The 26,515-nt window shown below is 60.8% G+C and carries 26 protein-coding genes; 10 read left to right on the top strand and 16 right to left on the bottom strand.

The features are described 5' to 3' along the window. Positions 1–218: 218 nt before the first annotated feature. Both D109_RS0120125 and D109_RS0120130 read right to left on the bottom strand, forming a co-directional pair. Positions 219–1,067 (bottom strand): MaoC/PaaZ C-terminal domain-containing protein, encoded by an 849-nt coding sequence (locus D109_RS0120125; protein ID WP_017478457.1) that lies wholly within the window; start codon positions 1,065–1,067, stop codon positions 219–221. 2 nt (positions 1,068–1,069) lie between these two features. Continuing rightward, complete coding sequence (locus tag D109_RS0120130) at positions 1,070–2,422, bottom strand: 3-oxoacyl-ACP reductase (protein WP_017478458.1); 1,353 nt, start codon at positions 2,420–2,422, stop codon at positions 1,070–1,072. A 114-nt stretch (positions 2,423–2,536) separates the two neighbouring features. On the opposite strand from D109_RS0120130, the gene D109_RS0120135 reads away from it, so the two are divergent. Then, positions 2,537–3,814 carry an acetyl-CoA C-acetyltransferase gene (locus D109_RS0120135; protein WP_017478459.1) on the top strand — a complete coding sequence of 426 codons (1,278 nt, stop codon included), beginning with the start codon at positions 2,537–2,539 and terminating at the stop codon, positions 3,812–3,814. A 266-nt stretch (positions 3,815–4,080) separates the two neighbouring features. After that, positions 4,081–4,980: a PA4780 family RIO1-like protein kinase gene (locus D109_RS0120140; protein ID WP_017478460.1), complete on the top strand. Its 900-nt coding sequence runs from the start codon at positions 4,081–4,083 to the stop codon at positions 4,978–4,980. A 145-nt stretch (positions 4,981–5,125) separates the two neighbouring features. On the opposite strand, the gene cueR is transcribed toward D109_RS0120140, so the two are convergent. The 3 genes from cueR to D109_RS0120155 form a co-directional block, all read right to left on the bottom strand. Continuing rightward, positions 5,126–5,527, bottom strand: a complete 402-nt coding sequence (cueR, locus tag D109_RS0120145) for a Cu(I)-responsive transcriptional regulator (protein ID WP_017478461.1) — start codon at positions 5,525–5,527, stop codon at positions 5,126–5,128. Next, entirely contained in the window at positions 5,524–7,725 is a 2,202-nt protein-coding gene (locus D109_RS0120150) for a cation-translocating P-type ATPase (RefSeq protein ID WP_017478462.1), read from the bottom strand. Before D109_RS0120150 ends, cueR begins: the two co-directional genes overlap by 4 nt. Before the next feature lie 76 nt (positions 7,726–7,801). After that, positions 7,802–8,182 (bottom strand): hypothetical protein, encoded by a 381-nt coding sequence (locus tag D109_RS0120155; RefSeq protein ID WP_026078102.1) that lies wholly within the window; start codon positions 8,180–8,182, stop codon positions 7,802–7,804. A 147-nt stretch (positions 8,183–8,329) separates the two neighbouring features. Between D109_RS0120155 and D109_RS0120160 the strand changes: the two genes are divergently transcribed. Both D109_RS0120160 and D109_RS0120165 read left to right on the top strand, forming a co-directional pair. Further along, positions 8,330–8,530: a heavy-metal-associated domain-containing protein gene (locus D109_RS0120160; protein WP_017478464.1), complete on the top strand. Its 201-nt coding sequence runs from the start codon at positions 8,330–8,332 to the stop codon at positions 8,528–8,530. An 86-nt stretch (positions 8,531–8,616) separates the two neighbouring features. Continuing rightward, positions 8,617–9,810, top strand: a complete 1,194-nt coding sequence (locus tag D109_RS0120165) for a multidrug effflux MFS transporter (protein WP_003211152.1) — start codon at positions 8,617–8,619, stop codon at positions 9,808–9,810. Positions 9,811–9,815: 5 nt separating this feature from the next. Here the strand turns inward: D109_RS0120165 and D109_RS0120170 are convergent, their stop codons facing one another. The 3 genes from D109_RS0120170 to D109_RS0120180 form a co-directional block, all read right to left on the bottom strand. Next, on the bottom strand, positions 9,816–9,995 hold the full coding sequence (locus tag D109_RS0120170; RefSeq protein WP_017478465.1) for a hypothetical protein: 180 nt from the start codon (positions 9,993–9,995) through the stop codon (positions 9,816–9,818). Positions 9,996–10,140: 145 nt separating this feature from the next. After that, a complete protein-coding gene (locus tag D109_RS0120175; protein ID WP_017478466.1) occupies positions 10,141–11,154 on the bottom strand; it encodes a zinc-binding alcohol dehydrogenase family protein in 1,014 nt (337 codons plus the stop codon). 28 nt (positions 11,155–11,182) lie between these two features. After that, the gene (locus D109_RS0120180; RefSeq protein ID WP_010174107.1) at positions 11,183–11,476 is read right to left on the bottom strand and encodes a putative quinol monooxygenase; all 294 of its coding nucleotides are present in this window, start codon (positions 11,474–11,476) and stop codon (positions 11,183–11,185) included. Positions 11,477–11,593: 117 nt separating this feature from the next. Between D109_RS0120180 and D109_RS0120185 the strand changes: the two genes are divergently transcribed. Further along, on the top strand, positions 11,594–12,523 hold the full coding sequence (locus tag D109_RS0120185; protein ID WP_026078103.1) for a LysR family transcriptional regulator: 930 nt from the start codon (positions 11,594–11,596) through the stop codon (positions 12,521–12,523). A 138-nt stretch (positions 12,524–12,661) separates the two neighbouring features. Further along, on the top strand, positions 12,662–13,354 hold the full coding sequence (locus tag D109_RS0120190; protein ID WP_017478468.1) for a helix-turn-helix transcriptional regulator: 693 nt from the start codon (positions 12,662–12,664) through the stop codon (positions 13,352–13,354). Here D109_RS0120190 and D109_RS0120195 read toward each other — a convergent pair. Then, positions 13,351–14,304: an adenosine deaminase gene (locus D109_RS0120195; protein ID WP_017478469.1), complete on the bottom strand. Its 954-nt coding sequence runs from the start codon at positions 14,302–14,304 to the stop codon at positions 13,351–13,353. The genes D109_RS0120190 and D109_RS0120195 overlap by 4 nt on opposite strands. 194 nt (positions 14,305–14,498) lie before the next feature. Here D109_RS0120195 and D109_RS0120200 point away from each other — a divergent pair, with 194 nt between their 5' ends. Beyond that, positions 14,499–15,587, top strand: a complete 1,089-nt coding sequence (locus tag D109_RS0120200) for a calcium:proton antiporter (RefSeq protein WP_017478470.1) — start codon at positions 14,499–14,501, stop codon at positions 15,585–15,587. A gap of 154 nt (positions 15,588–15,741) precedes the next feature. On the opposite strand, the gene D109_RS0120205 is transcribed toward D109_RS0120200, so the two are convergent. From D109_RS0120205 to D109_RS0120215, 3 genes are all read right to left on the bottom strand, one after another. Next, positions 15,742–17,100, bottom strand: a complete 1,359-nt coding sequence (locus D109_RS0120205) for an 8-oxoguanine deaminase (protein ID WP_017478471.1) — start codon at positions 17,098–17,100, stop codon at positions 15,742–15,744. Between the two features lie 146 nt (positions 17,101–17,246). Continuing rightward, the gene (locus tag D109_RS0120210; RefSeq protein WP_017478472.1) at positions 17,247–17,933 is read right to left on the bottom strand and encodes an SDR family oxidoreductase; all 687 of its coding nucleotides are present in this window, start codon (positions 17,931–17,933) and stop codon (positions 17,247–17,249) included. A 26-nt stretch (positions 17,934–17,959) separates the two neighbouring features. Beyond that, positions 17,960–18,310, bottom strand: coding sequence for a MerR family transcriptional regulator (locus D109_RS0120215; protein WP_017478473.1), 351 nt, complete (start codon positions 18,308–18,310; stop codon positions 17,960–17,962). Positions 18,311–18,393: 83 nt separating this feature from the next. Between D109_RS0120215 and D109_RS0120220 the strand changes: the two genes are divergently transcribed. Further along, complete coding sequence (locus D109_RS0120220) at positions 18,394–18,786, top strand: hypothetical protein (protein ID WP_017478474.1); 393 nt, start codon at positions 18,394–18,396, stop codon at positions 18,784–18,786. 302 nt (positions 18,787–19,088) lie between these two features. Here the strand turns inward: D109_RS0120220 and D109_RS0120225 are convergent, their stop codons facing one another. The 4 genes from D109_RS0120225 to D109_RS0120240 all read right to left on the bottom strand — a co-directional run bounded on the left by D109_RS0120225 (position 19,089) and on the right by D109_RS0120240 (position 22,831). Beyond that, positions 19,089–19,670: a YigZ family protein gene (locus tag D109_RS0120225; RefSeq protein ID WP_017478475.1), complete on the bottom strand. Its 582-nt coding sequence runs from the start codon at positions 19,668–19,670 to the stop codon at positions 19,089–19,091. Positions 19,671–19,682: 12 nt separating this feature from the next. Further along, complete coding sequence (locus D109_RS0120230; protein WP_003211175.1) at positions 19,683–20,342, bottom strand: TetR/AcrR family transcriptional regulator; 660 nt, start codon at positions 20,340–20,342, stop codon at positions 19,683–19,685. An 87-nt stretch (positions 20,343–20,429) separates the two neighbouring features. Continuing rightward, on the bottom strand, positions 20,430–21,824 hold the full coding sequence (locus D109_RS0120235; RefSeq protein WP_017478476.1) for a uracil-xanthine permease family protein: 1,395 nt from the start codon (positions 21,822–21,824) through the stop codon (positions 20,430–20,432). An 86-nt stretch (positions 21,825–21,910) separates the two neighbouring features. Further along, the gene (locus D109_RS0120240; RefSeq protein WP_010174131.1) at positions 21,911–22,831 is read right to left on the bottom strand and encodes a LysR family transcriptional regulator; all 921 of its coding nucleotides are present in this window, start codon (positions 22,829–22,831) and stop codon (positions 21,911–21,913) included. A gap of 126 nt (positions 22,832–22,957) precedes the next feature. Here D109_RS0120240 and D109_RS0120245 point away from each other — a divergent pair, with 126 nt between their 5' ends. Both D109_RS0120245 and D109_RS0120250 read left to right on the top strand, forming a co-directional pair. Then, entirely contained in the window at positions 22,958–24,307 is a 1,350-nt protein-coding gene (locus D109_RS0120245) for an aspartate aminotransferase family protein (protein WP_017478477.1), read from the top strand. A 39-nt stretch (positions 24,308–24,346) separates the two neighbouring features. Further along, entirely contained in the window at positions 24,347–25,840 is a 1,494-nt protein-coding gene (locus tag D109_RS0120250; RefSeq protein WP_017478478.1) for a CoA-acylating methylmalonate-semialdehyde dehydrogenase, read from the top strand. Positions 25,841–26,515: the final 675 nt, after the last annotated feature.

Genomic DNA, 26,515 nt, shown 5'->3' on the forward strand with positions numbered 1-26,515 from the left:
GTCCGTTGTGGCTATAACAGACCCGGGTGCGTTATCTCGCAATGCTCAACTTGGTATTAACGATTTATATACAGATAGGGTTAGTCTGCTTAGCGACTAATACCAAGGGTGTAGTGGGGGAGGGTGTAGAAGTTTCGAGGCGTTTAAAATCATAGGGTTAATAAAGATAGCGGGCTATTGATAGCCCGCTATAACTTAGGATGTATATATACAATTTATCAGGAGATTGGCCGCCAACGCCCCGTCATGTGTTCAATATCCCCGGCGCCCTTTAGTTGTAACTCGCCACTGGAGCCGGCGGCACTTGTCAATAAAGTTACTTCACTGGGTAAGCGCACCGGCTTTTTAAACTCGACGTCTATTTCGATATTGGCCGCAGGCAAATGTTCGCTCAGTGCGGCCAGTGTGCGTGCCGTGTTCCATAACCCATGGGCGATGGCCTGGGGGAAGCCAAACAACCTGGCCGTGAGGGCACTCAAGTGAATCGGGTTGTAGTCGCCGGACACCCGGGCGTAGCGGCGGCCGATGTCGGCGGGGGCTTTCCAGCGGGTCAGCTCGCTGACGCTGGTAGGGGCTTGCAGGGTGTGGTCCGCCGCAGCGCCATCGAGTTTCACCCCGCGACAGAGCATCCGGCTTTCGGCTTCCCACAGCAGCCCCAGTGAATCCTCGACCGTGGTTACGATATCGAAGGTCGCGCCCTTGGCATGGGGCTGCAAGTTCTGCGTGTAGACACCGACGGTCAGGTCACTCACACCTCCCAATGGGCGCAGGATGCGGATCCGGTTGCTCAGGTGGATCAACCCCAGCAGCGGGAATGGAAACGCCTTGTCGGTGAGCAATTGCATCTGCAGGCCGAACGCCAGGATATGGGGATAAGTGGCCGGCAGTACCGGGCTCTCGGCAAACCCGCAGACCTTGCGATAGGCGTCCACATCCTTGGGGTTAACGCTGACCCGGCAGCGCAGCCCTTGTTGCGGCAACGTGGTACCGGTGATCTTGCGCTTGAGCGCCGCACGCCAATACAGCGGCGGCAGAAACGGGGTGCTGCCTAATGTGTGCCACTCCATGCTTACGCTCCCAATAGACTTTGCCCACACACCCTCAACGCTTGCCCGCTGACCGCGCCCGAGCCCGGTTGGCCGAGCCAGGCCACCGCTTCGGCAACGTCCTGGGGCAAGCCGCCCTGGCCCAGGGAGCTCATGCGCCGCCCGGCCTCACGCAAGGCGAAGGGAATATGTGCGGTCATCTGGGTTTCGATGAAGCCTGGGGCCACGGCGTTGATGCTGATCCCGCGTTCCCCCAGCAACGGCGCCCACGCCTGTGCCAAGCCGATCAGCCCCGCCTTGCTCGCGGCGTAGTTGGTTTGCCCGCGATTGCCGGCGATTCCGCTGATGGACGCCAGCAGCACCACGCGGCCGTTGTCGTGCAGGGTGCCGCTGTCCAGCAGCGCCTTGGTCAGCACTTGCGGCGCGTTGAGGTTAACTGCCAATACCGCGTCCCAGTATTCGGGCGTCATGTTGGCCAGGGTTTTATCGCGAGTGATGCCGGCGTTGTGCACCACGATGTCGAGGCCGTCCGGCAGCTGTTCGATCAACTGGGTGGCGGCGTCTTCGGCGCAGATATCCAGGGCGATGCTGCGGGCGCCCAGGCGCGCGGCCAGGGCATCGAGGTCGGCCTTGGCTTGAGGCACATCCAGCACGATCACTTCGGCGCCGTCACGGGCCAGGGTTTCGGCAATCGAGGCGCCGATGCCTCGGGCCGCCCCGGTCACCAGCGCCTTGCGCCCGGCCAGTGGTCGGGTCCAATCCTCGACCTGGGTCGGGCAGGCACTCAAACGAATCACTTGGCCGGAAATGTAGGCGCTTTTGGGTGACAGGAAGAACCGCAACGCACCTTCCAGCTGGTCTTCGGCGCCTTCGCCCACATACAGCAACTGCAGGACGCCGCCGCTGCGCAGCTCTTTCGCCAACGAGCGGCTGAAGCCTTCAAGGGCGCGCTGGGCGCTGGCGGCGAACGGGGCGCTGAGGCTTTCCGGAGCGCGGCCAAGGATCACCAGATGCGCGCTGTGATCGAGGTTCTTCATCAGCGGCTGAAAGAATTCCCGCAGTTGCTTGAGTTGATCCGTGTGCTGCAACTGGCTGGCGTCGTACACCACGGCCTTGAGCTTGGGCCCGTGGCCGGGAATCCAGGTGGTTGCCGTCGACGATTCGGTGCCGTAGCTATAGATAGCGTCGGTCAGCTTATTGGCGAATGGCAGGATTTTTGTTGCCAGCGGGCCGCCGCCGATCAGCAGCGCACCCTCCACCGGGCGCAGGCGTCCAGCCTGCCAGCGTTCCAGGCGCACCGGTGACGGCAGGCCAATGGCGGCGACCAGGCGATGGCCGAGGCTGGAGTTGGCGAAGTCGATATAACGGTCAGACATGGAACGCTCTCCGAGTGCTGGGGTTCAAACGGTGGACCATCAATAGGTGAAAGTCGTTCGATTGAGCCTAGGCTAGGCTCAGAGATTCACCCCATAACCTCAAGGGAGCTTTCCATGACTCAATTGCGCCGTGTAGCGATCATTGGCGGTAACCGCATCCCCTTCGCCCGCTCCAACGGCCCTTACGCCACGGCGAGCAACCAGGCGATGCTGACCGCCGCCCTGGAAGGCCTGATCGAACGCTACAACCTGCACGGCCTGCGCATTGGCGAGGTGGCCGCCGGGGCGGTGCTCAAGCATTCCCGGGACTTCAACCTGACCCGCGAGTGTTTGCTGGGCTCGCGCCTGTCACCGCAAACCCCGGCCTACGATATTCAGCAGGCCTGTGGCACGGGGCTGGAAGCCGCGTTGCTGGTGGCGAACAAGATCGCTCTGGGGCAGATCGAAAGCGGGATTGCTGGCGGCGTCGACACCACGTCTGATGCGCCCATCGGGGTGAATGAGGGGTTGCGCAAAATCTTGCTGCAAGCCAATCGCAGCAAATCCATGGCGGATAAATTAAAAGTCCTGTTACAACTTCGTCCCCATCACCTTAAGCCGGAACTGCCGCGCAACGGCGAACCGCGCACCGGGTTGTCCATGGGCCAGCACTGCGAATTGATGGCGCAGACCTGGCAGATCCCCCGCGCCGAGCAGGATCAACTGGCGTTGGAAAGCCACCAGAAAATGGCCGCGTCCTACGCCGAAGGCTGGCACAACGACTTGCTCACGCCCTTTCTCGGCCTGACCCGCGACAACAACCTGCGCCCTGACCTGACCCTGGAAAAACTCGCCAGCCTCAAGCCGGCCTTCGAGCGCAGCGAAAAGGGCACCCTTACCGCCGGTAATTCGACGCCGCTGACCGACGGCGCCTCGTTGGTGCTGCTGGGCAGTGAAGCCTGGGCCAAGGAGCGGGGCTTGCCAATCCTCGCCTACCTGCGCGATGGCGAGGCGGCGGCGGTAGATTTCGTCAACGGTGCTGAAGGCCTGCTGATGGCGCCGGTGTACGCGGTGCCACGCTTGCTGGCCAGGAATGGCCTGACGCTGCAGGACTTCGATTACTACGAGATTCACGAAGCCTTCGCTGCCCAAGTGTTGTGCACGCTGAAAGCCTGGGAAGATCCGGAATACTGCAAGACCCGCCTGGGGCTGGACGCACCGTTGGGCTCCATAGACCGCAGCCGCTTGAACGTCAAGGGCAGTTCACTGGCGGCCGGCCATCCGTTTGCCGCCACTGGCGGGCGGATCGTCGCCAACCTGGCCAAACTGTTGGACGCGGCCGGCAAGGGCCGGGGGCTGATCTCGATCTGCGCCGCCGGGGGGCAGGGTGTCACCGCGATTATTGAGCGCTGAATTACACTCTTGATGAACAACAAGCCCTGTAGGAGCGAGCTTGCTCGCGAAGGTCGTAAACGATGACGCTGGCATACTGAATCAACGCGGCTCCCTCGGGTTTTTCGCGAGCAAGCTCGCTCCTACAGGGGATCGCAGATTAATCTGGCATATTGGATGCATTCTTAAGCGGTCAAAGGTCGGTACCCTCTCCCCGCGGCGAGAGGATTGCCGTATAACGAGTGCCATACGCGTGTTTGGTAATAAAGGACCCACAATAAAAGCTGATGAAGACTCCTAAACGCATTGAACCCCTGATCGAGGACGGTCTGGTCGACGAGGTGCTGCGCCCACTCATGAGTGGTAAAGAAGCAGCTGTTTACGTGGTGCGCTGCGGCAACGAGTTACGTTGCGCCAAGGTCTACAAGGAGGCGAATAAACGAAGTTTTCGTCAGGCGTCCGAATACCAGGAAGGCCGCAAGGTCCGCAACAGCCGCCAGGCCCGGGCCATGGCCAAGGGCTCCAAGTTCGGCAAGAAAGAAACCGAAGACGCCTGGCAGAACGCCGAGGTCGCGGCGCTGTTTCGTCTGGCTGGTGCGGGCGTTCGCGTGCCCAAGCCGTACGACTTCCTTGAAGGCGTGCTGCTGATGGAGCTGGTGGCCGATGAATACGGCGACGCGGCGCCACGTCTGAACGACGTGACGCTGGAGCCGGACCAGGCCCGTGAATACCACGCCTTCCTGATTACCCAGATCGTGCTGATGTTGTGTACCGGCCTGGTGCACGGTGACCTTTCCGAGTTCAACGTGCTGCTGACGCCGACGGGCCCGGTGATCATCGACCTGCCCCAGGCGGTGGATGCGGCGGGCAACAACCACGCGTTCACCATGCTGGAACGGGATGTGGGCAACATGGCTTCCTACTTCGGGCGCTTTGCCCCGGAGTTGAAGAAGACCAAGTACGCCAAGGAGATGTGGGCGCTGTACGAAGCCGGCACTCTGCACCCGGCCAGCGTCTTGACCGGCGAGTTCGACGAGCCGGAAGAGCTGGCTGACGTGGGCGGTGTTATCCGCGAGATCGAAGCGGCGCGGCTCGATGAAGAGCGTCGCCAGGCGATTCGCGCGGCAGACGATGCGCCACCGAGCAAGGCATCGGAAGAGCCTCCACCGCCGCCTTGGATGCAGTGATCTAACGGCGAGTGGATATCCAACTGTGGGAGCGGGCTTGCTCGCGAAAGCGGTGGTTCAGTCAACTGATGTATTGACTGACACTCCGCATTCGCGAGCAAGCCCGCTCCCACATTTGGTTCCGCGCATGTCTGGTTAAACTTGCTCAGGCGCAACAACTGCCCGACGCCAATTCCTTGAGAATCGGGCAATCCGGCCGATGATCGCCCTGGCAGTGTTCCACCAGGTCCTGCAACGTATCGCGCAACTGCCCCAACTCGCGGATTTTCTGGTTCAGCTCATCGATATGCTGGCGGGCCAGCGCCTTCACGTCGGCACTCGCGCGCCCCCGGTCTTGCCAGAGGGCCAGCAGCTTGCCGACCTCCTCAAGGGAAAACCCCAGGTCCCGCGAACGCTTGATAAACGCCAGGGTGTGCAAATCCTCGGCGCTATAGATGCGGTAGCCGCTGTCGGTGCGATGGGCGGCTTTCAACAAACCGATGGATTCGTAGTAACGAATCATCTTGGCACTCAGGCCGCTTTGGCGTGCTGCTTGGCCGATGTTCATGGACGCTCGTCCTCCAGATCCTTGGGTTTCCAGGTTTTCAACAGCAGCGCATTACTCACCACGCTGACACTGGACAGGGCCATGGCCGCGCCGGCCATCACCGGGTTGAGCAGGCCGAACGCCGCGAGTGGAATGCCGACCAAGTTATACACAAAGGCCCAGAACAGATTCTGTCGAATTTTCGCATAGGTCCTGCGGCTGATTTCCAGGGCGGCGGGCACCAATCGTGGGTCGCCGCGCATCAGGGTAATACCTGCCGCGTGCATGGCCACGTCGGTACCGCCGCCCATGGCGATGCCGATGTCGGCCGCGGCCAGGGCCGGTGCGTCGTTGATGCCATCGCCGACCATCGCGACGACGCCGGTCTTTTTCAGCTCGGCGACCGTGGCGGCCTTGTCGGCGGGCAGTACTTCGGCGTGCACGTCATCGATGCCCAGGGCGTCGGCGACCACGCGGGCGCTGCCACGGTTATCGCCGGTCAGCAGGTGGCTGCTGATATGCCGCGCCTTGAGTGCTTGTATCGCTTGCAGGGCGCCCGGTTTAAGCGTGTCACCGAAGGCGAACAAACCCAGCACGCGAGGCTGCGGGCCTTGCTCGATCAGCCAGGACAAGGTGCGGCCTTCGGCCTCCCAGGCGCTGGCCGAGTCGGCGAGATCGCCAGTGCTCAAGCCGGTCTCTTCCAGCAGGCGGCGGTTGCCCAGCGCCAGTTGCCGACCGTCGAGAGTGCCTGCGATGCCGCGCCCGGTCAGGGACTGGCTGGCGCTGACATCAGCCACGTTCAAGCCCTGTTCGGCGCAGGCATCCAGCACTGCCTTGGCCAGCGGGTGTTCACTGCCGCGTTGCAGCGCGCCGGCCTGTTGCAGCAGGGCAGCTTCATTGCCATCGACGGCGGCCAAGTGCGCAATTTTCGGGGTGCCGGAGGTCAGGGTGCCGGTCTTGTCGAACACCACGGCGCTGACTTCATGGGCGCGCTCCAGGGCTTCGGCGTCCTTGATCAGGATGCCGTGGCGGGCGGCGACGCCGGTGCCGGCCATGATGGCGGTGGGGGTGGCGAGGCCAAGGGCGCAAGGGCAGGCAATCACCAGCACGGTCACGGCATTGATCAGCGCAACTTCCAATGGCGCGCCATACAGCCACCAGCCGATCAGCGTGGCCAGGGCCAGCACCAGCACCACCGGCACGAACACCTGGCTGACTTTATCCACCAGCTTCTGGATCGGAGCCTTGGCGGCCTGGGCGTCTTCCACCAGGCGGATAATCCTTGCCAGTACGCTTTCTGCGCCAAGGGCCAGGGTGCGTACCAGCAGCCGGCCTTCGCCGTTGATGGCGCCGCCGGTGACGGCATCGCCCGGCTGTTTCGGCACCGGCAGGCTTTCACCGCTGATCAGCGCTTCGTCGGCGTGGCTTTGGCCTTCGACCACTTCGCCGTCCACCGGGAAGCGTTCGCCGGGTTTGACCAGCACCAGGTCATTCAGCTTGAGGGCGGTGATGGCAACGTCCTGCTCGCGGCCGTCGATCACTTGAATCGCCCGCTCCGGGCGCAGGGCTTCCAGGGCGCGGATGGCACTGGCGGTCTGGCGCTTGGCGCGGCTTTCCAGGTATTTACCCAGCAGCACCAGGGCGATCACTACGGCCGAGGCTTCGAAATACAGATGGGGCATCGTGCCGGCGGACGCCGTGAGCCATTCATAGAGACTCAAGCCGTAACCGGCGCTGGTGCCGATGGCTACCAGCAGGTCCATATTGCCGGCCCCAGCGCGTACGGCTTTCCAGGCGGCGATATAGAAGCGTGCGCCGAAGATGAACTGCACCGGGGTGGCCAGGGCAAATTGAACCCAGGCCGGGAGCATCCAGTGCAGCCCGAACGGTTGCACCAGCATCGGCAGCACCAACGGCGCGGCGAGCAGGATTGCCAGCAGCAGCGACCAACGCTCATGGCTCAGGCGTTGTTCCTGGCTGGCCTGGGTGGCGGTTTCGCTTTGGGGCAGGGTGGCGGTGTAGCCGGCCTTGTCGACGGCGGCGATCAGGACGCGGGGGTCCATTTGGCCGAGCACTTCAATGTGGGTGCTGTCGTTGGCCAGGTTGACGCTGACGCTTTGCACCCCGGGCACTTTGCCCAGTGCCCGTTCAACCCGACCGGCGCAGCTGGCGCAGGTCATGCCGCTGATCGGCAGGTCGAAGGTGGTGGATCCGTTCATGGGCAGTACTCCAGGAGAGATTGCCCCTAGGATCAACCTTGACCTGTGGGGAAGGTCAAGGCTTCAGATCAATGTTTCAATATTCCAATGCCGCCGGCTTCAGATACATGCCGTCCGGCCCTTGCGCAATACGCAGCTTGCGCACGTCACCCGCCTTCAACGTAATGTTTTGCGCCGGTGGCGCGAGCATGCCCGGCAAGCAACCTGGCGACTGCCCCGGCAATAACTTCAGGCGCAACGACACATTCCCGGCCGGCAAGTTGAATGAGGTGGCCTGCTCCTGGAACAGCCGCCCGGCCAACTGGTCCTGGATGTACAAGCCAATCTCGCAGTTGGTGGGCACTTCCAGGCGCTCCCGCGAAATGATCAGCACCGCATAATCTTGATCTGCGCTGGCCGGTGGCACAGCAGCAAACAAGCCCAACAGGCTGACAAGGCCAAAAAATGACCAGCGCATGGCGAATTCTCCGAGGTTCACATCGTGGATAGGTGCAGCTTGGCCGAGGGCGCGAATGAATGCCAGCCCGGCCGATTTTTTCAGAACTTGACCTTGCCATCGTGGCAAGGTCAAAACTGTGGGCAACCTCATCAAAGGAGTCATGTCATGCAAGTATTCAGCGTTGAAGGAATGACCTGCGGCCACTGCGTTCGCTCGGTCACCCAGGCGGTGCAGGATAAGGACCCGGCGGCCAGCGTGCGCGTCGACCTCGCGGCAAAGCAAGTGTGCGTAGAAAGCAGCCTGCTGTCGCCGGCGGAGGTGATCAACCTGATCAGCGAGGAAGGCTACAGCGTCAAGCTCGCCTGATTTTCTGATAGTTAGCGAGCTAACTTAATGTTCAAGGCACCCATGCCCGGCTAGACTGTCGGGCTGCCGACTCACCTGGGTGCCTGATGAACCTTCGTATAATTCTGATCTTGGGGGCCTTGAGCGCGTTCGCGCCGTTGGCCATCGACTTCTACCTGCCGGGTTTCCCGGCCATGGCCGTGGCATTCGGCACCGACGAAAAACATATTCAGCTGACCTTGGCCGTGTACTTCACGGGCCTGGCAATCGGCCAGTTGATCTATGGGCCGCTGGCGGATCGTTTTGGCCGACGCGGGCCGCTGCTGAGCGGTGTCACCCTGTTTACCCTGGCGTCCTTCGCGTGTGCGTACGCGCCTTCCCTGGAATGGCTGATCGGTGCGCGTTTCGTCCAGGCCTTGGGTGGTTGCGCGGGCATGGTGATCTCCCGGGCGGTGGTCAGCGATAAATGCGACGCGGTGGGCTCGGCCAAGGTGTTTTCCCAATTGATGCTGGTCACCGGGCTGGCGCCGATACTCGCACCGCTGGCGGGCGGGGTGATGGTCGGTGTGTGGGGCTGGCAGTCGATCTTCCTGGCGTTGACGGCATTCAGTGTGATGGCGGCCATCGCGGTGGCGGTCGGGCTGCCGGAAAGTTTCCCGGCCCATCAGCCGCGCCAGCCGCTGTCGGGTGCGCTGCGCCAGTACGGCCGGTTGCTGTCGGACCGGGTGTACCTGGGCTATGCCTTGACCGGCGGTATCTCGATTGCCGGTATGTTTGCCTACATCGCGGGCTCGCCCTTCGTCTTTATCAAACTCTATGGCGTGCCCGCCGAACACTATGGCTGGGTATTCGGCTCCAATGCCGCCGGCTTTATCCTGGTGGCACAGGTCAACGCGCGTTTGCTCGCTTCCCGTGGCCCGGCATTTTTGCTGTCGCGCACGGTGTGGGTTTACCTGGCGGCGGGTCTGTCGTTGCTGGCCATTACTGCGCTGCGCACGGACGCTTTGTGGCCGCTGCTGGTACCGCTGTTTATCTGCATCGCCAGCCTGGGTTGCATTTTGCCCAATACCTCGGCCTGCGCCATGAGCGGGCAGGGCGCACGGGCGGGCAGCGCGTCAGCGTTGCTCGGGTGCATTCAGTTTGGTGTGGCAGCAGGCGCTGCATCGTTGGTGGGCGTGTTGCACGACGGTACGGCGATGCCGATGGCAATGGTCATCAGCTTGTGTGGCGTATTGGCCGTAACGTTCGCGATGCTGACCCGGCGCCTGCAGCGCCAACGGGCACTGCAAGCGGCGGACTGAGCAGGTCAGCCAGCAGAACGCTGCTGGCTTTCGGGGAATCGGTGAGGGGCCTGAATACGGGTTTGCAGGGTGTCGGCAAACGCGCGGGCTTCAGCCTCAGTGCGGAAGGTAAAGGCGTTGTGGTCGAGACGGACCTGCCATTTGTTGCCTTCGGATCTCGCTAGCGCTTTTATCAGGATCTTCATTGCTGACTTCCTCACGTAAATTGCGTGGCAAAGGCGGCCAATATAAACCCGAATACGCTCACAAATATGACAAGGATCAAGTCTCTGACTAGCGGTGTCGTCCATTACTCACATGAATAACAGACGACACTGACAGAACCTTTCGTTAGAACCCTTCCAGCACGATCTTGCCCTTGGCCTTGCCGCTTTCCAGTAGCTCGTGGGCGCGGCGCAGGTTGGTCGCGTTGATCACGCCAAAGTGCTCGCCCACTGTGGTTTTCAGGGTACCGGCGTCGATCAGTTCGGCGACGCGATTGAGCAGGTTGTGCTGCTCGATCATGTCACTGGTCTCGAACATCGAGCGGGTGTACATGAACTCCCAATGCAGCGACAGGCTCTTGCGCTTGAGCTTGCTGACGTCCAGCACCTTGGGATCATCGATCAGCGCCAGTTTGCCCTGGGGAATCAGCGCTTCCACCAGTTGGTCCAGGTGCTGGTCGGTCTGGGTCAGGCTGGCGACATAGTTCACCTGCGGATGGCCGGCGCTTTTCAACTCTTCGCTCAACGGTTTGCTGTGGTCGATCACCAGGTCGGCGCCCAGGTCCTTGGCCCACGCTTGGGTTTCAGGGCGGGAAGCGGTGCCGATGACTGTCAGGCCGGTGAGCTGTTTCGCCAGTTGGGTCAGGATCGATCCCACGCCACCGGACGCACCGACGATCAGCAGGCTCTGGCCTTCATCGGTCTTGCCTTCACGCACTTGCAGGCGTTCGAACAGCAACTCCCAGGCGGTGATGGCGGTCAGCGGCAGGGCGGCCGCGTCGGCGAAACCCAGAGTTTTCGGCATGTGGCCGACGATGCGCTCATCCACGGTGTGCAGTTCGCTGTTGCCGCCGGGACGTACCAGAGAGCCGGCGTAGAACACCTTGTCACCGACCTTGAACAGGCTGACTTCGCTGCCCACGGCCTTGACCACACCGGCCACGTCCCAGCCCAGCACTTTGGCGGCACCGTTTTCCGGGGCGACGTTCTGGCGCACCTTGGTGTCCACCGGGTTCACCGAGATGGCTTTGACTTCCACCAGCAGGTCGCGAGGGCCGGCGACCGGTTCTGGCCGTTCGATGTCTTGCAGGGATTTTGGATCGTTGATGGGCAGTGCGGCGTAGTAGGCGATGGCTTTCATGAGGGTTTCCAATAAAGGGGTCGGTTGATCAGGCAAGAAATTTCAGGCGTTTGAGTTCGAAATGCTCGAGCACGTCGGCAGCCTTGGCGCGGAAATTCTGGATATGGGCGCTCTGGTCGTGGTCGGCCAGCGCGGCGTCGTCGCTCCAGCGCTCGAGCATGTAGAACGTCTCGGGGTGTTGCAGGTCCTGGTGCAGGTCGTACTGCTGGCAGCCGGCTTCGACGCGGGTGGGTTCCAGCAGCTCGCGCAGCAGGGTTTCCAGGGTGGCCTGTTGGCCGGGTTTGGCGATCAGCGTGGCGATGACGTTAAAGGCAGCGGACATATTCGACTCCAGACACGTGATGAACGGGATGAACAGATGATTGGCTATTTCTCTCGAAGATAAAACCCGCTAAAAGAGCAGTCTCTTTCAATGTTTTTTTGATAATTGGCGGTCAACGTGCTGCGTTTTGATGACTTGCAGTTGTTTGTGCGTGCGGCAGACCTGGGCAGCCTTTCGGCGGCGGCGCGGGTCATGGACATGTCGGCGGCGGTGGCCAGCGCGGCGTTGAAGCGTATCGAGCAGCAACTGGGTGCGCGATTGCTGGCGCGCTCCACCCGCAGCCTGCGCCTGACGGCCGAGGGTGAAGGCTTTCTGGAATACGCCCGGGCCGCCTTGAGCAGCCTCGATGAAGGCCGGCGCTTATTGGCCAGTGGCCAGGACCAGGTCAGCGGGGTGCTGCAACTGTCGGCACCGTCGGACTTCGGGCGTAACCAGCTGCTGCCCTGGCTGGATGAGTTCCAGCGTGAATACCCCGGCCTGAGCGTACGCTTGCTGTTGGGCGACCGGATTGCCGACCTGTTCCGCCAGCCGGTGGATATCGCCCTGCGCTACGGTGAACCCGAAGATTCCAGCCTGATCGCGCTGCCCATCGCCCCGGACAACTACCGCGTGCTCTGCGCCGCCCCCAGCTACCTGGCGCGGCATGGCGAGCCGCGCCATCTGGAGCAGCTCACCCAGCACAATTGCTTGCTGTACATGCTCGGCAGCCGGGTGCATGACCATTGGGGGTTCAACGATGGCAAGCGCGACGTCGGCCTGACGGTGACCGGCGACCGCTTCAGTGATGATGCGGATGTGGTGCGACGCTGGGCGGTGGCTGGGGTGGGTATCGCCTACAAGTCCTGGCTGGATGTGAGCTCTGATGTGCTGGCCGGGCGCCTGCGCCTGATCCTGCCGGAGCTGCGGGGCGAGCGCACGCCGCTCAACCTGTTGTGCGCCCATCGCGCGCAACTGAGCAAGCCGATCAATCTTCTGCGGGAAATGCTCGTTGCCCGATGTGCGACATTGACTGCGCAATTGCCGGAGCGATCAGCCTCTACACCATAACCCCGGGGATATCGGGAAATTTCCTTCAGCTTCTGTCCTTGGTTGCGCTGTAAGACGGCACGGAACCGGGCGTTTTCACGCTTATACTTTTCTTCGAACTGCAGCAGACGAATGATTCAACAGGGAGTGAATGCGCACATGGAACAGGCACCTTGCATCAGTCAGATCGCCACTTTGCTGGCCGACCCGAAACGTACCGCGATGGTCTGGGCGTTGATGGATGGCTCGGCCAAACCCTCCGATGAATTGGCTCTACTGGCGGGGCTGTCGCCGGCCTCGGCCAATGCTCACCTGACGCGACTGACGGCCGGCGGCCTGCTGCGCGTCGAAGCCCGTAGCGGTAAACGCTTTTTCCGTGTGGCCGCTGCCGATGTGGGGGCTGCCGTGGATGCCTTGGCCTGTACCACCATGGCCAGAATCGCCCGCAGCACGCCCGCTCATTCCCAGTCCCTGATTGCGCCTGCAGCTTTACGGCGGGCCAGGCTTTGCCAGGGGCATCTCGGTGGCGAGCTGGCGGCGGGGTTGTATCAACGGATGATGGCGGCAGGGTGGATCGAGCGCGCGGAGCAGCGCACGGAAGTGACGCCCCTTGGCGCACGCAAACTCGCTGCGCTGGGGATTTTTACCCAGGCACTGGCTCAGCCGATCGTGTGCGATTGTTTTGATTGGAGCGAACAGCAGCCACACCTGGGCGGTGCGTTGGGGGCTGCGCTGTTGCAGCTGTGTTTGCAGTCGAACTGGGTCAGCATGATCAATGAGTCCCAGGCGTTGCAGGTCAGCGAAACCGGGCAATCGGAAATTGCCCGGCTCGCCACACCGGACGGTGATTAAGGCTTCACCAACCGCGCATCCAGGCTGTTTTGCGCCAGGCGTTTGGCCTGGTCCTGGGTCATGCCCAGGGAGGTGTACAGCGCATGGAAGTTCTCGGTGACATAACCGCCGAAGTACGCCGGGTCATCCGAGTTCACCGTGACCTTCACGCCACGCTCAAGCATGTCGAGGATGTTGTGTTGCGACATGTCGTCGAACACGCACAGCTTGGTGTTGGACAACGGGCACACCGTCAGCGGGATCTGCTCATTGATGATCCGCTGCATCAGGCGTTCGTCTTCAATGGCGCGCACGCCATGGTCGATACGCTGGATTTTCAGCAGGTCGATGGCTTCCCAGATGTACTCCGGCGGGCCTTCTTCGCCGGCGTGGGCGACGGTCAGGAAACCTTCGTGACGGGCACGATCGAACACGCGCTGGAACTTGCTCGGCGGGTGACCCATTTCCGAACTGTCCAGGCCCACGGCAACAAACGCATCACGGAACGGCAGCGCCTGGTCGAGGGTTTTCTCGGCCTCTTCTTCGCTCAAGTGGCGCAGGAAGCTCAAGATCAAACCACTGGTGATGCCCAGTTGTTGCTCGCCGTCTTTCAATGCGGCAGCGATGCCATTGAGCACCACTTCGAAGGGCACGCCACGCTCGGTGTGGGTCTGCGGGTCGAAGAACGGTTCGGTATGGATCACGTTCTGCGCCTTGCAGCGCAGCAGGTAGGCCCAGGTCAGGTCGTAGAAGTCCTGGGAGGTGCGCAGTACATCGGCGCCCTTGTAGTACAGGTCGAGAAACTCTTGCAGGTTGTTGAAGGCGTAGGCCTTGCGCAGGGTTTCGACGTCGTTCCACGGCAGCGCGATCTTGTTGCGTTCGGCCAGGGCGAACAGCAGCTCAGGCTCCAGCGAGCCTTCCAGGTGCAGGTGCAATTCAGCCTTGGGCAGGGCGTTGAGCCAATCGTACATTTATAAATTCTCATCAGGTGCAATGGCAGCATTCTACAGGCGCACGCCGAAATAATCGGCAAAACCTGACCAAGCGGTGAGCATCCGCGATCGTCGTGCAAGCGATGCATGAACTAAGGTGTAACGAAACGTTATCGGCGCGGTGCAGTCTGTACCCCATCAATGACGGATTCACCGTGTTTAAAAGGCCTGCAATGCTCACATCTATCAAGCAAGAAAAATTCATGCTGCTGGCGCTGATTGCCGCCGTCGCCGCTTACCCGCTGGAGCACTGGATGCTCGGCAGCGGGCAGATGGTGGCGCTGCTCAGCGGCATCGCGCTGATCGGCTTTATCGTCGTGGCCTCGATGCGCGTGGCCCATCACGCCGAGCAACTGGCGGAAAAGGTCGGCGACCCCTACGGCACCATGATCCTGACCCTCGCCGCGGTGCTGGTGGAAGTGGTGATTTTGGCGATCATGATGAGCAACGAGCCGTCGCCGACCCTGGTGCGCGACACCATTTATTCGGCGGTGATGCTCGATATCAACGGCATCCTTGGCCTGGCGGCACTGATGGGCGGGATCAAGCATGGCGAACAGTCCTACAACGATGATTCGGCACGCACTTACAGCGTGATGATCCTGACCGCCATGGGCGTGTCGATGGTGGTGCCGGAATTTATTCCCGAGGCCGATTGGAAAATCTACTCGGCCTTCACCATTGGCGCGATGGTGGTGCTCTACACCCTGTTCCTGCGGATGCAGGTGGGGCCCCACAGTTATTTTTTCAGCTACAGCTACCCGGAAAAACGTCGTAAGAAACAGTCGGAAGAAGAGTCGCCACCGATCAACCTGGCGTTCTCCATCGGGACTTTGGTGTTTGGCGTGATCGTGATTGGCGCGTTGGCCGAGGTGATGTCCAAGACCCTCGACCTGGGCCTGGAAGGAACGGGTGCCCCGCCGGTGATCACGGCGATCATCGTGGCCGCGATTTCCGCTGCCCCGGAGATTTTGACCGCGTTGCGCGCGGCGCTGGCCAACCGCATGCAGTCGGTGGTGAACATCGCGCTGGGAGCGTCGCTGTCGACGGTGATCCTGACGGTGCCGGTGATGGAAGCCATGGCCTTGTACACCGGCCAACCGTTTCAGATGGCAATGACGCCGGTGCAGACGGTGATGGTCTTGATTACGCTGATCGTCAGCGCGATCAACCTCAACGACGGCGAAACCAATGCCATCGAAGGAATGACCCATTTTGTGTTGTTTTCGACGTTTATCATGCTGTCGCTGTTGGGGTTGTAACCGATTCTGAAAAAACGCAGAAATAATTGTGGAAACCGGGCTGGTGTGGGAGCGGGCTTGCTCGCGAATACGGAGTGTCAGTCGCCAGATATGTTGACTGACCCAACGCTTTCGCGAGCAAGCCCGCTCCCACATTTGGAAAGTGTTTCTTCAGTTAAGTCCGGTTGATCAGTTCCCGCGCCGCCTGGCTGTGATCGGCAATCAAACCTTTCAAATCAAGGCCCTCGACCTGCCCGTCGATCACCCGCCATTTACCGCCAACCATCACCCGGTCCGCCCGGTCGGCGCCGCACAGCAGCAGGGCTGAGATCGGGTCGTGGCTGCCGGAAAAGCGCAGCTCATCCAGTTTAAACAACGCCAGATCGGCCTGTTTGCCTACGGCCAGTTCGCCGATATCGCTGCGGCCGAGTAACTGTGCCGAGCCTTTTGTCGCCCAACCCAGCACCAGTTCCGGGGTGATCTTCTCTGCGCCGTAACGCAGCCGCTGGATGTACAGGGCCTGGCGCGTTTCGAGGATCATGTTCGATGCATCGTTGGATGCCGAACCGTCCACGCCCAGGCCAATGGGTGCTCCGGCGGCGAGCAGGTCGAGGGTCGGGCATATTCCGGAAGCCAGGCGCATGTTCGAACTCGGGCAATGGCAGATCCCGGTACCGGCAGCACCGAGGCGCGCGATTTCTTCCGGGTTGAAGTGAATGCCATGGGCCAGCCACGTGCGTGGGCCGAGCCAGCCGACGCTGTCGAGGTAGTCCACAGTGCGCAGGCCGAAACGCTGCAGGCAGAAGTCTTCTTCGTCGAGGGTTTCTGCCAGGTGGGTATGCAGGCGCACGTCGAGGTTATTGGCCAGTTCGGCGCTGGCTTCCATGATTTCCGGGGTGACGGAAAACGGCGAGCAGGGCGCCAGGGCGATCTGGATTTGTGCGCCGTCACCGCGCTCGTGGTACTGCCGGATCAGGCGGCGGCTGTCTTCAAGGATCACCTCGCCCTGCTGCACGGTTTGTTGCGGTGGCAGCCCGCCGTCGGCCTCGCCAAGGCTCATGGAGCCGCGAGTCAGCATGGCGCGCATACCCAGTTCGCGCACGCTGTCGACTTGCACGTCGATCGCCTGTTCGAGGCCGTCCGGGAACAGGTAGTGGTGGTCTGCCGCAGTGGTGCAGCCCGAGAGCAGCAATTCAGCCAGAGCCACTTTGCTCGCCAGGGCGAGTTTTTCCGGGGTGAGTCGGGCCCAGACCGGGTACAGGGTTTTCAGCCAGGGAAAGAGCGGCTGATTAACTACCGGCGCCCAGGCGCGGGTCAGGGTTTGATAGAAGTGATGGTGGGTGTTGATCAGCCCTGGAAGGACGACATGCTCGCGGGCATCGACGACTTGTCCGCAGGGCATGGCAGGCTCTTGGCCGAGGCCAAGGACTTCGACGATCACACCGTCTTGCAGCACCAGGCCGCCCCGGGCGTCGAGGCCATTGGCAGTGAATATCGCGAGAGGGTTTTTTAACCAGATACGGGTCGCAGGCATTGGCCGGCTCCTCTGAATGATGGGTTCAGGTTTGCCAGCTCAGTGTTGCCCTGTCTGCTGATCCAGGGTCGCCGGGAAGGGCGAGGTGCGCAGTTTACGTGTGGATCGTTATCGGCGGCAATCCGCCGATAACGATCCTGGGGTTTTTACCAGGCGATGGTGTCGCCTTTGTAGTCCACAAAGTGATGGCCGCCCTTGCCGCTGTAGGCATTCACCTGATCGATCAGGCCGCGCACGCTGGTGGGCACATCGATGTGTGCGTTTTCGCCGCCCATGTCGGTTTTCACCCAGCCCGGGTGCAACGACAGCACGGTCAATTTCTGATCACCCAACTGGGTAACGAAACTATTGGTCATGGAGTTGAGGGCAGCCTTGCTGGCTTTGTAGAGCGCCAGGTCGGAGCCGTCGGGGATGGTGACGCTGCCGAGGATCGAACTCATAAAGGCCAACACGCCAGTATCCGGGCGGATCTGCCCGACGAAACGCTGGGCCAGGTTGATTGGCGCCACGGCGTTGGTGAAGAACAGTTGGCCGACTTCAGCCAGGGTGGCGTGGCCCGGTTCCTGATTGGCCGGGCCTTTGACACCAGCGTTGACGAACAGCAGGTCGAAGGTTTTTTCCTTGAGGCGCTGGCTCAGGGCGATCACGGCCTGTTGGTCATCCATGTCGAGCTTTTCGATCTGCACCGGGCCCAGGGCCTTCAAGGCATCGGCCTTTTGCGGATCGCGTACAGTGGCGATTACGTCCCAGCCGTCCGCCAGCAGTTGCTTGGCCAGGCCAAGGCCCAGGCCCCGGGAGGCGCCGATAATCAGTGCGGTTTTTGAAGTGGACATGAATGGCTTCCTTTGACGGTGGAGGTTCACGGGTTCAGTGGACAACGCTGGCCGAGCCTTTGCTGCAACTCGTGGCGCAGTTGGTCGAGTTCGGCGATGCGGGTTTCGATCAGGTTAAGCTTGTCTTGCAGCAGTTGGGTCACGGCGCTGTCGGGATCTGGAGCTTGCCATAGTGCGCCGACGCTGTTGCCGATTTCACCCAGGCTGAAGCCCAGGCGCTGGGCGGTCTTGATGTACAGCACCAACTGCACCATGTCGGCGGGATAGTCACGGTAGCCGTTGGCACTGCGTTGCGCGGCAATCAACCCGCGTTGTTCGTAGAAGCGCAGGGTGTCGCGGCTGACCTGGCTGGCCTGGGCTAATTCGCCGATACGCATGCAGAGGGCTCGAAGGGGCTTGACCCTGGAGCATACTCCAGGCTTTAGCGTGCTGGCTTCTTGAATTGAAGGAGCTTGCTGCTATGTGGACTGCACACCAATACCGTCAACTGGTTCGGGCCAGCGGCTGGTACGACTTGATCGTCACCGCGGCGCTGGTCACCCCCTGGACCTTTGTTCTGCTGCACAACGCCTTGGTGGCGTTGAATCTGCCCGGCGAACTGCCACCGTTCGCGCCTGTGCATATATTGATGGCCAACCTGATGGGCTCGATTGTGTGCGTGTGGTCAGTGCTGCGAATCCGCGATCCCCAAGCGGTATTTGGCCGCTATGACGCCGCCGGCCGGGTGTTATTTGCCACTTGGCAGATTTACGCGCTGGCCCACGGCGCCAGTTTAGTGCTGGTGATTGTCGTGGTGTTTGAAGTGCTGTGGGCGGTGGCGCAGTTGATGCCGGTGCGCCGGGCGGCAAGTTGATCAAAAAATGCTCAGTTACGCCGGGGCGTTGCGGGCTCTGCCGCCGGCTCACTCTTGCACGGGTTATCCACAGATTGCTCCACAGTAATTGTGCGCAAGCGTGATCGGTGGATATAAGCGCTGCGGCCCTTTGTTCTAAAGGTCATAACCCGGCTAACTGACTGTTTTTGAGCTGGATTAATACTTTAGTGTGGCGGGCTGAGCAAAAACTGAACAACCGCCTGAAAGCCTTGTGACAGAAGGGTTACAGGCGAGTGTGCTCAGGTTATCCACAGGCAGGTGCACAGCAGATGTGGGCAGTTTCAGCGCTCTAGCAGAATGCGCCCGCGGCTCAGGTCGGCGAGCTGAGTTTGCAAGGTGTCGATATGCGCTTCGCCGAGGGCCAGTTGCAGGTCGACGCCATTGGCGGTGAAGGTTTCTTCCATCACCAGCCCGCCCAGTTCGGCCACCCGTAGCTTCACCAACTGCAGCTCGGCAAAACCACAGGAGCAACTCAGTGGCACACGTTTGATCAGCTCGACGCGTTCGGCCGCTTGCAGGCATTTGTTGGCGCCGCCGCCATAGGCCCGGGCCAGGCCGCCCGTGCCCAGCTGGATGCCGCCGTACCAGCGGATCACCAGCACTACGACCTGGTCGCAGTCCTGCGCTTCGATCGCGGCCAGGATCGGGCGCCCGGCCGTGCCGCCGGGCTCGCCGTCATCGTTACTGCGGTATTGATCCCCCAGTTTCCAGGCCCAGCAGTTGTGCGTGGCATTCAGGTCGCTGTGCTGGTCGATGAAGGCCTGGGCGTCCTGGGGGCTGCTGATGGGGGCGGCGAGGGTAATGAAGCGGCTTTTGCGAATTTCTTCGCGAAACTCGCAAAAGCCGGTAAGCGTGAAAGGCATGGGTAACTTCGTTTAGAGGGCCGGCTTGATGCCACAGCCTTTGAGAATGATGTGGATAAGGTTGGTGCCAGCGTCTTCCATGTCCTGCTTGGTCAGCTTGGTGCGCCCGGTCACGCGGCAGATTTGCGTGGCAAAGTCGGCGTAATGCTGGGTGCTGCCCCACAGCAGGAAGATCAGGTGCACGGGGTCGATGGGGTCCATCTTGCCGGCGTCGATCCAGGCCTGGAACACCGCCGCACGGCCGCTGAACCAGGCGCGGTAGTCCTGGCTGAAATATTCGGTCAGGCATTCGCCGCCACTGATGATCTCCATCGCAAAGATCCGCGAGGCTTGTGGCTGGCGGCGGGAGAATTCCATCTTGGTGCGGATGTAGCGGGTCAGCGCTGCGGCCGGGTCATCCTCGGCGGTCAGGGTGTTGAAGGTGCTGTCCCAGAGTTCGAGGATGTTACTGAGCACGGCAATGTACAGGCCCAGCTTGTTGGTGAAGTAGTAGTGCAAGTTGGCTTTCGGCAACCCGGCACTCGCCGCGATGGTGTTCATGCTGGTGCCTTTGTAGCCATGACGGGCGAACTCGTCTTCGGCAGCCTGCAAAATCGCTTGTTCGTTCTTTTGCCGAATGCGGCTTGCAGGTTTTCCGGCGTGGTTGCTGTGGGCAGGAACTTCGAGGCTCATGGAGGTTTCCGTGCAGATCGATGAATACGACGTGTGCACAGATAACCCACCCTCAAGCCCCAGACAAGTCCCGATACGATAAAACCGTCAAAGCGGCTCCAGAGTGTCGCTTTCCAGGGCCCGGTTTGCGGCATCTGCGGTGGTCTTGGGTTCGGGCAGTAACAAGCACAACACAATGGCGGTCAGGCCGCCGCTGGTGATGGCGGAGTCGAACAGGTTCTGCACCAGCGTTGGCATCAGGTGCAGCAGGTTCGGTTGGGCCGCGATCCCCAGGCCGACGCCGAACGAGGTGGCGATGATCAGCATGCTGCGCCGGTCCAGCGGGGCCTGGGCGAGGATGCGCACGCCGGCGGCGGCGACACTGCCGAACATCACCAGGGTTGCCCCACCCAGCACCGGCTTGGGGATTTGTTGCAGCACCGCGCCGATCAGCGGAAACAGCCCGAGGCAAAACAGCACCACGCCGATGTACAGGCCGACGTAACGGCTGGCGACGCCGGTCAGTTGGATCACGCCGTTGTTCTGGGCAAAGGTGGTGTTGGGGAAGGCGCTGAAGGTGGCGGCGATCATGCAGCTGATGCCGTCCCCCAGCACGCCGCCCTTGAGCCGGCTTATATAGGAAGGGCCGCTGATGGGTTGGCGGGCGATCATGCAATTGGCGGTGAGGTCGCCGACGGTTTCGATGGTGCTGATCAGATAAATCAGTGCCACCGGCAGGAAAGCGCTCCAGTCGAAGTTGAAACCGAAGTGAAACGGTGTGGGCAGGCTGATCAATGGCAAGTCAGGCAGCGCTTGGGGCACCAGTTTTCCGCTGAACCAGGCGGCGAGGCTGCCCAATGCCAGGCCGATGATAATGGCACTGAGGCGTACCCATGGGGTGTTCGAGCGGTTGAGCAGGATGATGGTCATTACCACGAACACACCGAGTGCCAGGTTGGTCGGGGCGCCGAAGTCCGGGGCGTTGAAGCCGCCGCCCAAGTCGGTGATGCCGACCTTGATCAGGCTGATGCCAATCAGAGTGATGACGATGCCGGTGACCAGGGGCGTGATCACTCTTCTCAGTTGGCCGATAAACCGGCTCAACACCACCTGCACGGCTGCACCGAAGAAGCACACGCCAAAGATCATCGCCAGGATGTCCTCCGGGCTGCCGCCGCGTTGCTTGACCATAAACCCGGCCGACAATACGGCGCCGAGAAACGCGAAGCTGGTGCCTTGCAGGCAGATCATCCCGGCGCCAATGCCAAACGGCCTGCGCGCCTGGATGAAGGTACCTACTCCGGAAACCATCAATGCCATGCTGATCAGGTAGGGCAGGTGAGCGGTCAGGCCGAGGGTGGAGCCGATGATCAGTGGGGGAGTGATGATGCCGACAAACGCGGCCAGTACATGCTGCAACGCAGCAAGCAATGCAGGCAAAGGTTTGGGCCGATCGTTGAGGCCGTAGATCAGGTCACTTGGGTTTTCGGATTCTGGCGACATGGTGGGGAGCTCATGGCTGATGGTTCGAGATCCCCTTGTCTTGCAAAAAGCTGTCCAGCTGCTCAGGTTTTTCTGCAAGGCCCGTGTTAGCGCGTTGCGGCCAGACTTTCGAGGAAGCTTTCCAGCACCAAATGAGGGCGACGGCCCTTGCGCGTGACCGAAGCGAGGCTCAAATCGTAAAAGCGTGTAGCTGGTTTCAGCGCGCGCAGTCGGCCTTGTTGTACCCACAGACTGGCGTAGTGGTCGGGCAGGTAGCCGATGTAGCGGCCGGTCAGGATCAGGAAGGCCATGCCTTCGCGGTCCGAGGCGCTGGCGGTGCAGTTGAGTGCCTGGTAGTGCGCCTGGATATCGGCGGGCAGGCGGAAGGTCGGGGCGATGGCGTCCTGGCTGTTGATGCGTTCGTCGTCCAGTTGCTTATCGTCGGCATAAAACAGCGGGTGGCCGACTGCGCAGTACAGCAGCGAGCGCTCGCTGTACAGCGGCTGGTATTCAAGGCCGGAAAGGGCGCTGGCCTGGGGGACTACGCCGACGTGCAGGCGGCCATCGAGTACGCCTTGTTCGACCTCATTGGGGGCGATCATGCGGATCTGGATCTGTACGTCCGGGCCGCGCTCCTTCAATTGCGCCAAGGCGTGGGTGATGCGCATGTGGGGCAGGGTGACCAGATTGTCGGTCAGGCCGATGATCAGCTCGCCGCGCAAGTGCTGGTGCAGGCCGTTGACCTCGGTGCGGAAACTTTCCAGGGCGCTGAGCAGCTGCAACGCCGACTGGTACACCTCGCGCCCTTCCTCGGTCAGGGAAAACCCCGCCCGCCCGCGTTGGCACAGGCGTAGGCCGAGGCGTTGCTCAAGATCACTCATTTGCTGGCTGATGGCCGAGCGACCAATCCCCAGGACGGTTTCCGCCGCCGAGAAGCCGCCGCATTCCACCACGCTGCGAAAGATGCGCAACAGGCGGATATCGAAGTCGCTGACTTGGGCCAGTGGGTCGGGTCGACGGCTGCTCATAGTTTAGTGAAGGCCTGACTGAAGGTTAGAAGAGTTGGATTTCACCGACTTTATCCCCGTGGCAATTTAGCTGCAACAACGCTTTTCAAATCCCTACGCTGCCTTTCGCCTTGCGAGGTTTTGCTCATGAACATGCCCGAAAACGCTCCGTCCACCCTGGCCAGCCAACTGAAGCTGGACGCGCACTGGATGCCGTACACCGCCAACCGCAACTTCCATCGTGACCCGCGCCTGATCGTGGCGGCCGAGGGCAGCTGGTTGACCGATGACAAGGGGCGCAAGGTGTATGACTCGTTGTCGGGTCTTTGGACCTGCGGCGCCGGGCACACCCGCAAGGAAATCCAGGAAGCGGTTGCCAAGCAACTGGGCACGTTGGACTACTCGCCGGGCTTCCAATACGGTCATCCATTGTCGTTCCAGCTGGCAGAAAAGATTACCGACCTGACCCCGGGTAACCTGAACCACGTGTTCTTCACCGACTCCGGCTCCGAGTGTGCCGATACCGCCGTCAAGATGGTGCGTGCGTACTGGCGCCTGAAAGGCCAGGCGACCAAGACCAAGATGATCGGCCGTGCCCGTGGTTACCACGGTGTGAACATCGCCGGTACCAGCCTGGGCGGCGTCAACGGCAACCGTAAGATCTTTGGTCAGGCGATGATGGATGTTGACCATCTGCCTCACACCCTGTTGGCGAGCAATGCGTTCTCCCGTGGCATGCCGGAGCTGGGCGGTATTGCCTTGGCGGATGAGCTGCTCAAGCTGATCGAGTTGCACGATGCGTCGAACATCGCCGCAGTATTTGTTGAACCGATGGCAGGCTCTGCTGGCGTGCTGGTTCCGCCACAGGGTTACCTGAAGCGTCTGCGTGAGATCTGCGATCAACACAACATTCTGTTGGTCTTCGACGAAGTGATCACCGGCTTCGGTCGTACCGGTTCGATGTTTGGTGCGGACAGCTTCGGTGTGACCCCGGACCTGATGTGCATTGCCAAGCAAGTCACCAACGGTGCGATTCCGATGGGCGCGGTGATTGCCAGCACTGAGATTTATCAGACGTTCATGAACCAGGCGACGCCTGAGTACGCGGTGGAATTCCCACACGGTTACACCTACTCGGCTCACCCGGTGGCCTGCGCGGCCGGCCTGGCGGCACTCGACCTGCTGCAGAAGGAAAACCTGGTGCAGAGCGTGGCCGAAGTCGCACCGCATTTCGAGAATGCGCTGCACGGCCTGAAGGGCAGCAAGAACGTGATCGACATTCGTAACTACGGCCTGGCCGGTGCGATCCAGATTGCGCCGCGTGACGGTGATGCGATTGTGCGTCCGTTCGAAGCCGGCATGGCTTTGTGGAAAGCCGGCTTCTACGTGCGCTTTGGCGGCGATACCTTGCAGTTCGGGCCAACCTTCAACAGCAAGCCGCAGGACCTGGATCGCTTGTTCGATGCGGTCGGCGAAGTGCTGAACAAGATCGACTGATTTCTCCTTCTATATAGAACAACTTTTCAGGAGCCCTGCATGAGCCTCATCCAGCATTTGATCAACGGCCAACTGGTGACCGAGAACGGTCGCACGGCTGACGTGTATAACCCGTCGACTGGCCAGGTGATTCACCAGGTGCCGTTGGCCAGCCGCGAAACCATTCAAAGCGCCATCGACTCGGCCAAGGCGGCCTTCCCGGCCTGGCGCAACACGCCACCGGCCAAGCGTGCCCAGGTGATGTTCCGTTTCAAGCAATTGCTGGAACAGAACGAAGCGCGGATCTCCCAACTGATCAGCGAAGAGCACGGCAAGACCCTGGAAGATGCGGCGGGTGAGCTGAAGCGTGGGATCGAGAACGTGGAGTACGCGTGCTCGGCGCCGGAAATCCTCAAGGGTGAGTACAGCCGTAACGTTGGCCCGAACATTGACGCATGGTCTGACTTTCAGCCGTTGGGTGTGGTGGCGGGTATTACGCCGTTCAACTTCCCTGCAATGGTGCCGCTGTGGATGTATCCACTGGCGATCGTCTGCGGTAACTGCTTCATCCTCAAACCGTCGGAACGTGATCCAAGCTCGACGCTGCTGATTGCACAACTGTTGCAGGAAGCCGGTTTGCCTAAAGGTGTGCTGAGCGTGGTGCACGGCGACAAGGGCGCGGTGGATGCGCTGATCGAAGCGCCGGAAGTCAAAGCGTTGAGCTTTGTGGGTTCGACGCCGATCGCCGAGTACATCTATTCGGAAGCTACCAAGCGCGGCAAGCGTGTACAGGCGCTGGGCGGGGCGAAGAACCATGCGGTGCTGATGCCGGATGCAGACCTGGATAATGCAGTCAGCGCCTTGATGGGCGCGGCCTATGGTTCGTGCGGTGAGCGTTGCATGGCGATCTCTGTTGCCGTGTGTGTCGGCGACCAGGTGGCGGATGCGTTGATTGCCAAGTTGGTACCGCAGGTCAAGGCGCTGAAGATTGGTGCGGGCACTTCCTGCGGCTTGGACATGGGGCCGCTGGTGACTGGCCAGGCGCGGGATAAAGTCAGTGGCTATATAGAAGACGGCGTTTCTTCGGGCGCTGAGTTGGTGGTCGACGGTCGTGGGTTGAGTGTTGCGGGCCATGAAGAAGGTTTCTTCCTGGGCGGTAGCTTGTTCGATCGCGTGACCCCAGAGATGCGTATCTATAAAGAAGAGATCTTCGGGCCGGTGCTGTGCGTGGTTCGGGTGAGCAGTCTGGAAGCGGCTATGCAACTGATCAACGATCACGAATATGGCAACGGTACCTGCATCTTCACCCGTGACGGTGAAGCGGCGCGGTTGTTCTGTGACGAGATCGAAGTGGGCATGGTTGGCGTCAACGTGCCGTTGCCGGTGCCGGTGGCATATCACAGCTTTGGTGGCTGGAAGCGTTCGCTGTTTGGCGACTTGCATGCCTATGGGCCGGATGGGGTGCGTTTCTACACCCGTCGCAAGGCGATTACCCAGCGCTGGCCGCAACGGGCCAGTCATGAGGCGTCGCAGTTTGCCTTTCCCAGCTTGTAGGTTCGGTCAGTAGAAGGCCGGCCCCTTGGGGCCGGCCTTTGCTTTTCAGGGCTTTTTTGACCGATATGACAGTATTGTGAAAAAAGGTGTTGACGGCAGATTCTGGAAGTCTATAATTCGCCCCACTTCCGGCGCAGTCGAAACGGAAAACTCCTTGGTAAACAAAGAGTTATGTAAGTTTCGACAGCGAGTTGCTTCAGGTCATCGAAGCCCAGAAGGAGTTAGTAAGGCCGTGTTGTTTAGCCCTATTAACGGTTCGATCTTCTCGGTCGAAAGCGGAGAAAAAGAGGTGTTGACAGCAGCGTGTAACGCTGTAGAATTCGCCTCCCGCTAACGAGAGATCGGAAGCGCAAGTGGTTGAAGTTACAAAGGAAACTTTGAAAACTTCTGAAAATAATCACTTGACAGCAAATGAGGCTGCTGTAGAATGCGCGCCTCGGTTGAGACGAAAGATCTTAACCAACCGCTCTTTAACAACTGAATCAAGCAATTCGTGTGGGTGCTTGTGGAGTCAGACTGATAGTCAACAAGATTATCAGCATCACAAGTTACTCCGCGAGAAATCAAAGATGTAACCAACGATTGCTGAGCCAAGTTTAGGGTTTCTTAAAAACCCAAAGATGTTTGAACTGAAGAGTTTGATCATGGCTCAGATTGAACGCTGGCGGCAGGCCT

Origin of the sequence: Pseudomonas sp. PAMC 26793 (assembly GCF_000313235.1) — a bacterium.
GTDB lineage: Bacteria > Pseudomonadota > Gammaproteobacteria > Pseudomonadales > Pseudomonadaceae > Aquipseudomonas > Aquipseudomonas yamanorum.

What these genes read in the sequence shown, in the direction of transcription:
- D109_RS0120125 (WP_017478457.1), bottom strand. Translation starts at nt 1,067, where the DNA reads ATGGAGTGGCACACATTAGGCAGCACCCCGTTTCTGCCGCCGCTGTAT.
- D109_RS0120130 (WP_017478458.1), bottom strand. Translation starts at nt 2,422, where the DNA reads ATGTCTGACCGTTATATCGACTTCGCCAACTCCAGCCTCGGCCATCGC.
- D109_RS0120135 (WP_017478459.1), top strand. Translation starts at nt 2,537, where the DNA reads ATGACTCAATTGCGCCGTGTAGCGATCATTGGCGGTAACCGCATCCCC.
- D109_RS0120140 (WP_017478460.1), top strand. Translation starts at nt 4,081, where the DNA reads ATGAAGACTCCTAAACGCATTGAACCCCTGATCGAGGACGGTCTGGTC.
- cueR (WP_017478461.1), bottom strand. Translation starts at nt 5,527, where the DNA reads ATGAACATCGGCCAAGCAGCACGCCAAAGCGGCCTGAGTGCCAAGATG.
- D109_RS0120150 (WP_017478462.1), bottom strand. Translation starts at nt 7,725, where the DNA reads ATGAACGGATCCACCACCTTCGACCTGCCGATCAGCGGCATGACCTGC.
- D109_RS0120155 (WP_026078102.1), bottom strand. Translation starts at nt 8,182, where the DNA reads ATGCGCTGGTCATTTTTTGGCCTTGTCAGCCTGTTGGGCTTGTTTGCT.
- D109_RS0120160 (WP_017478464.1), top strand. Translation starts at nt 8,330, where the DNA reads ATGCAAGTATTCAGCGTTGAAGGAATGACCTGCGGCCACTGCGTTCGC.
- D109_RS0120165 (WP_003211152.1), top strand. Translation starts at nt 8,617, where the DNA reads ATGAACCTTCGTATAATTCTGATCTTGGGGGCCTTGAGCGCGTTCGCG.
- D109_RS0120170 (WP_017478465.1), bottom strand. Translation starts at nt 9,995, where the DNA reads ATGAAGATCCTGATAAAAGCGCTAGCGAGATCCGAAGGCAACAAATGG.
- D109_RS0120175 (WP_017478466.1), bottom strand. Translation starts at nt 11,154, where the DNA reads ATGAAAGCCATCGCCTACTACGCCGCACTGCCCATCAACGATCCAAAA.
- D109_RS0120180 (WP_010174107.1), bottom strand. Translation starts at nt 11,476, where the DNA reads ATGTCCGCTGCCTTTAACGTCATCGCCACGCTGATCGCCAAACCCGGC.
- D109_RS0120190 (WP_017478468.1), top strand. Translation starts at nt 12,662, where the DNA reads ATGGAACAGGCACCTTGCATCAGTCAGATCGCCACTTTGCTGGCCGAC.
- D109_RS0120195 (WP_017478469.1), bottom strand. Translation starts at nt 14,304, where the DNA reads ATGTACGATTGGCTCAACGCCCTGCCCAAGGCTGAATTGCACCTGCAC.
- D109_RS0120200 (WP_017478470.1), top strand. Translation starts at nt 14,499, where the DNA reads ATGCTCACATCTATCAAGCAAGAAAAATTCATGCTGCTGGCGCTGATT.
- D109_RS0120205 (WP_017478471.1), bottom strand. Translation starts at nt 17,100, where the DNA reads ATGCCTGCGACCCGTATCTGGTTAAAAAACCCTCTCGCGATATTCACT.
- D109_RS0120210 (WP_017478472.1), bottom strand. Translation starts at nt 17,933, where the DNA reads ATGTCCACTTCAAAAACCGCACTGATTATCGGCGCCTCCCGGGGCCTG.
- D109_RS0120215 (WP_017478473.1), bottom strand. Translation starts at nt 18,310, where the DNA reads ATGCGTATCGGCGAATTAGCCCAGGCCAGCCAGGTCAGCCGCGACACC.
- D109_RS0120220 (WP_017478474.1), top strand. Translation starts at nt 18,394, where the DNA reads ATGTGGACTGCACACCAATACCGTCAACTGGTTCGGGCCAGCGGCTGG.
- D109_RS0120225 (WP_017478475.1), bottom strand. Translation starts at nt 19,670, where the DNA reads ATGCCTTTCACGCTTACCGGCTTTTGCGAGTTTCGCGAAGAAATTCGC.
- D109_RS0120230 (WP_003211175.1), bottom strand. Translation starts at nt 20,342, where the DNA reads ATGAGCCTCGAAGTTCCTGCCCACAGCAACCACGCCGGAAAACCTGCA.
- D109_RS0120235 (WP_017478476.1), bottom strand. Translation starts at nt 21,824, where the DNA reads ATGTCGCCAGAATCCGAAAACCCAAGTGACCTGATCTACGGCCTCAAC.
- D109_RS0120240 (WP_010174131.1), bottom strand. Translation starts at nt 22,831, where the DNA reads ATGAGCAGCCGTCGACCCGACCCACTGGCCCAAGTCAGCGACTTCGAT.
- D109_RS0120245 (WP_017478477.1), top strand. Translation starts at nt 22,958, where the DNA reads ATGAACATGCCCGAAAACGCTCCGTCCACCCTGGCCAGCCAACTGAAG.
- D109_RS0120250 (WP_017478478.1), top strand. Translation starts at nt 24,347, where the DNA reads ATGAGCCTCATCCAGCATTTGATCAACGGCCAACTGGTGACCGAGAAC.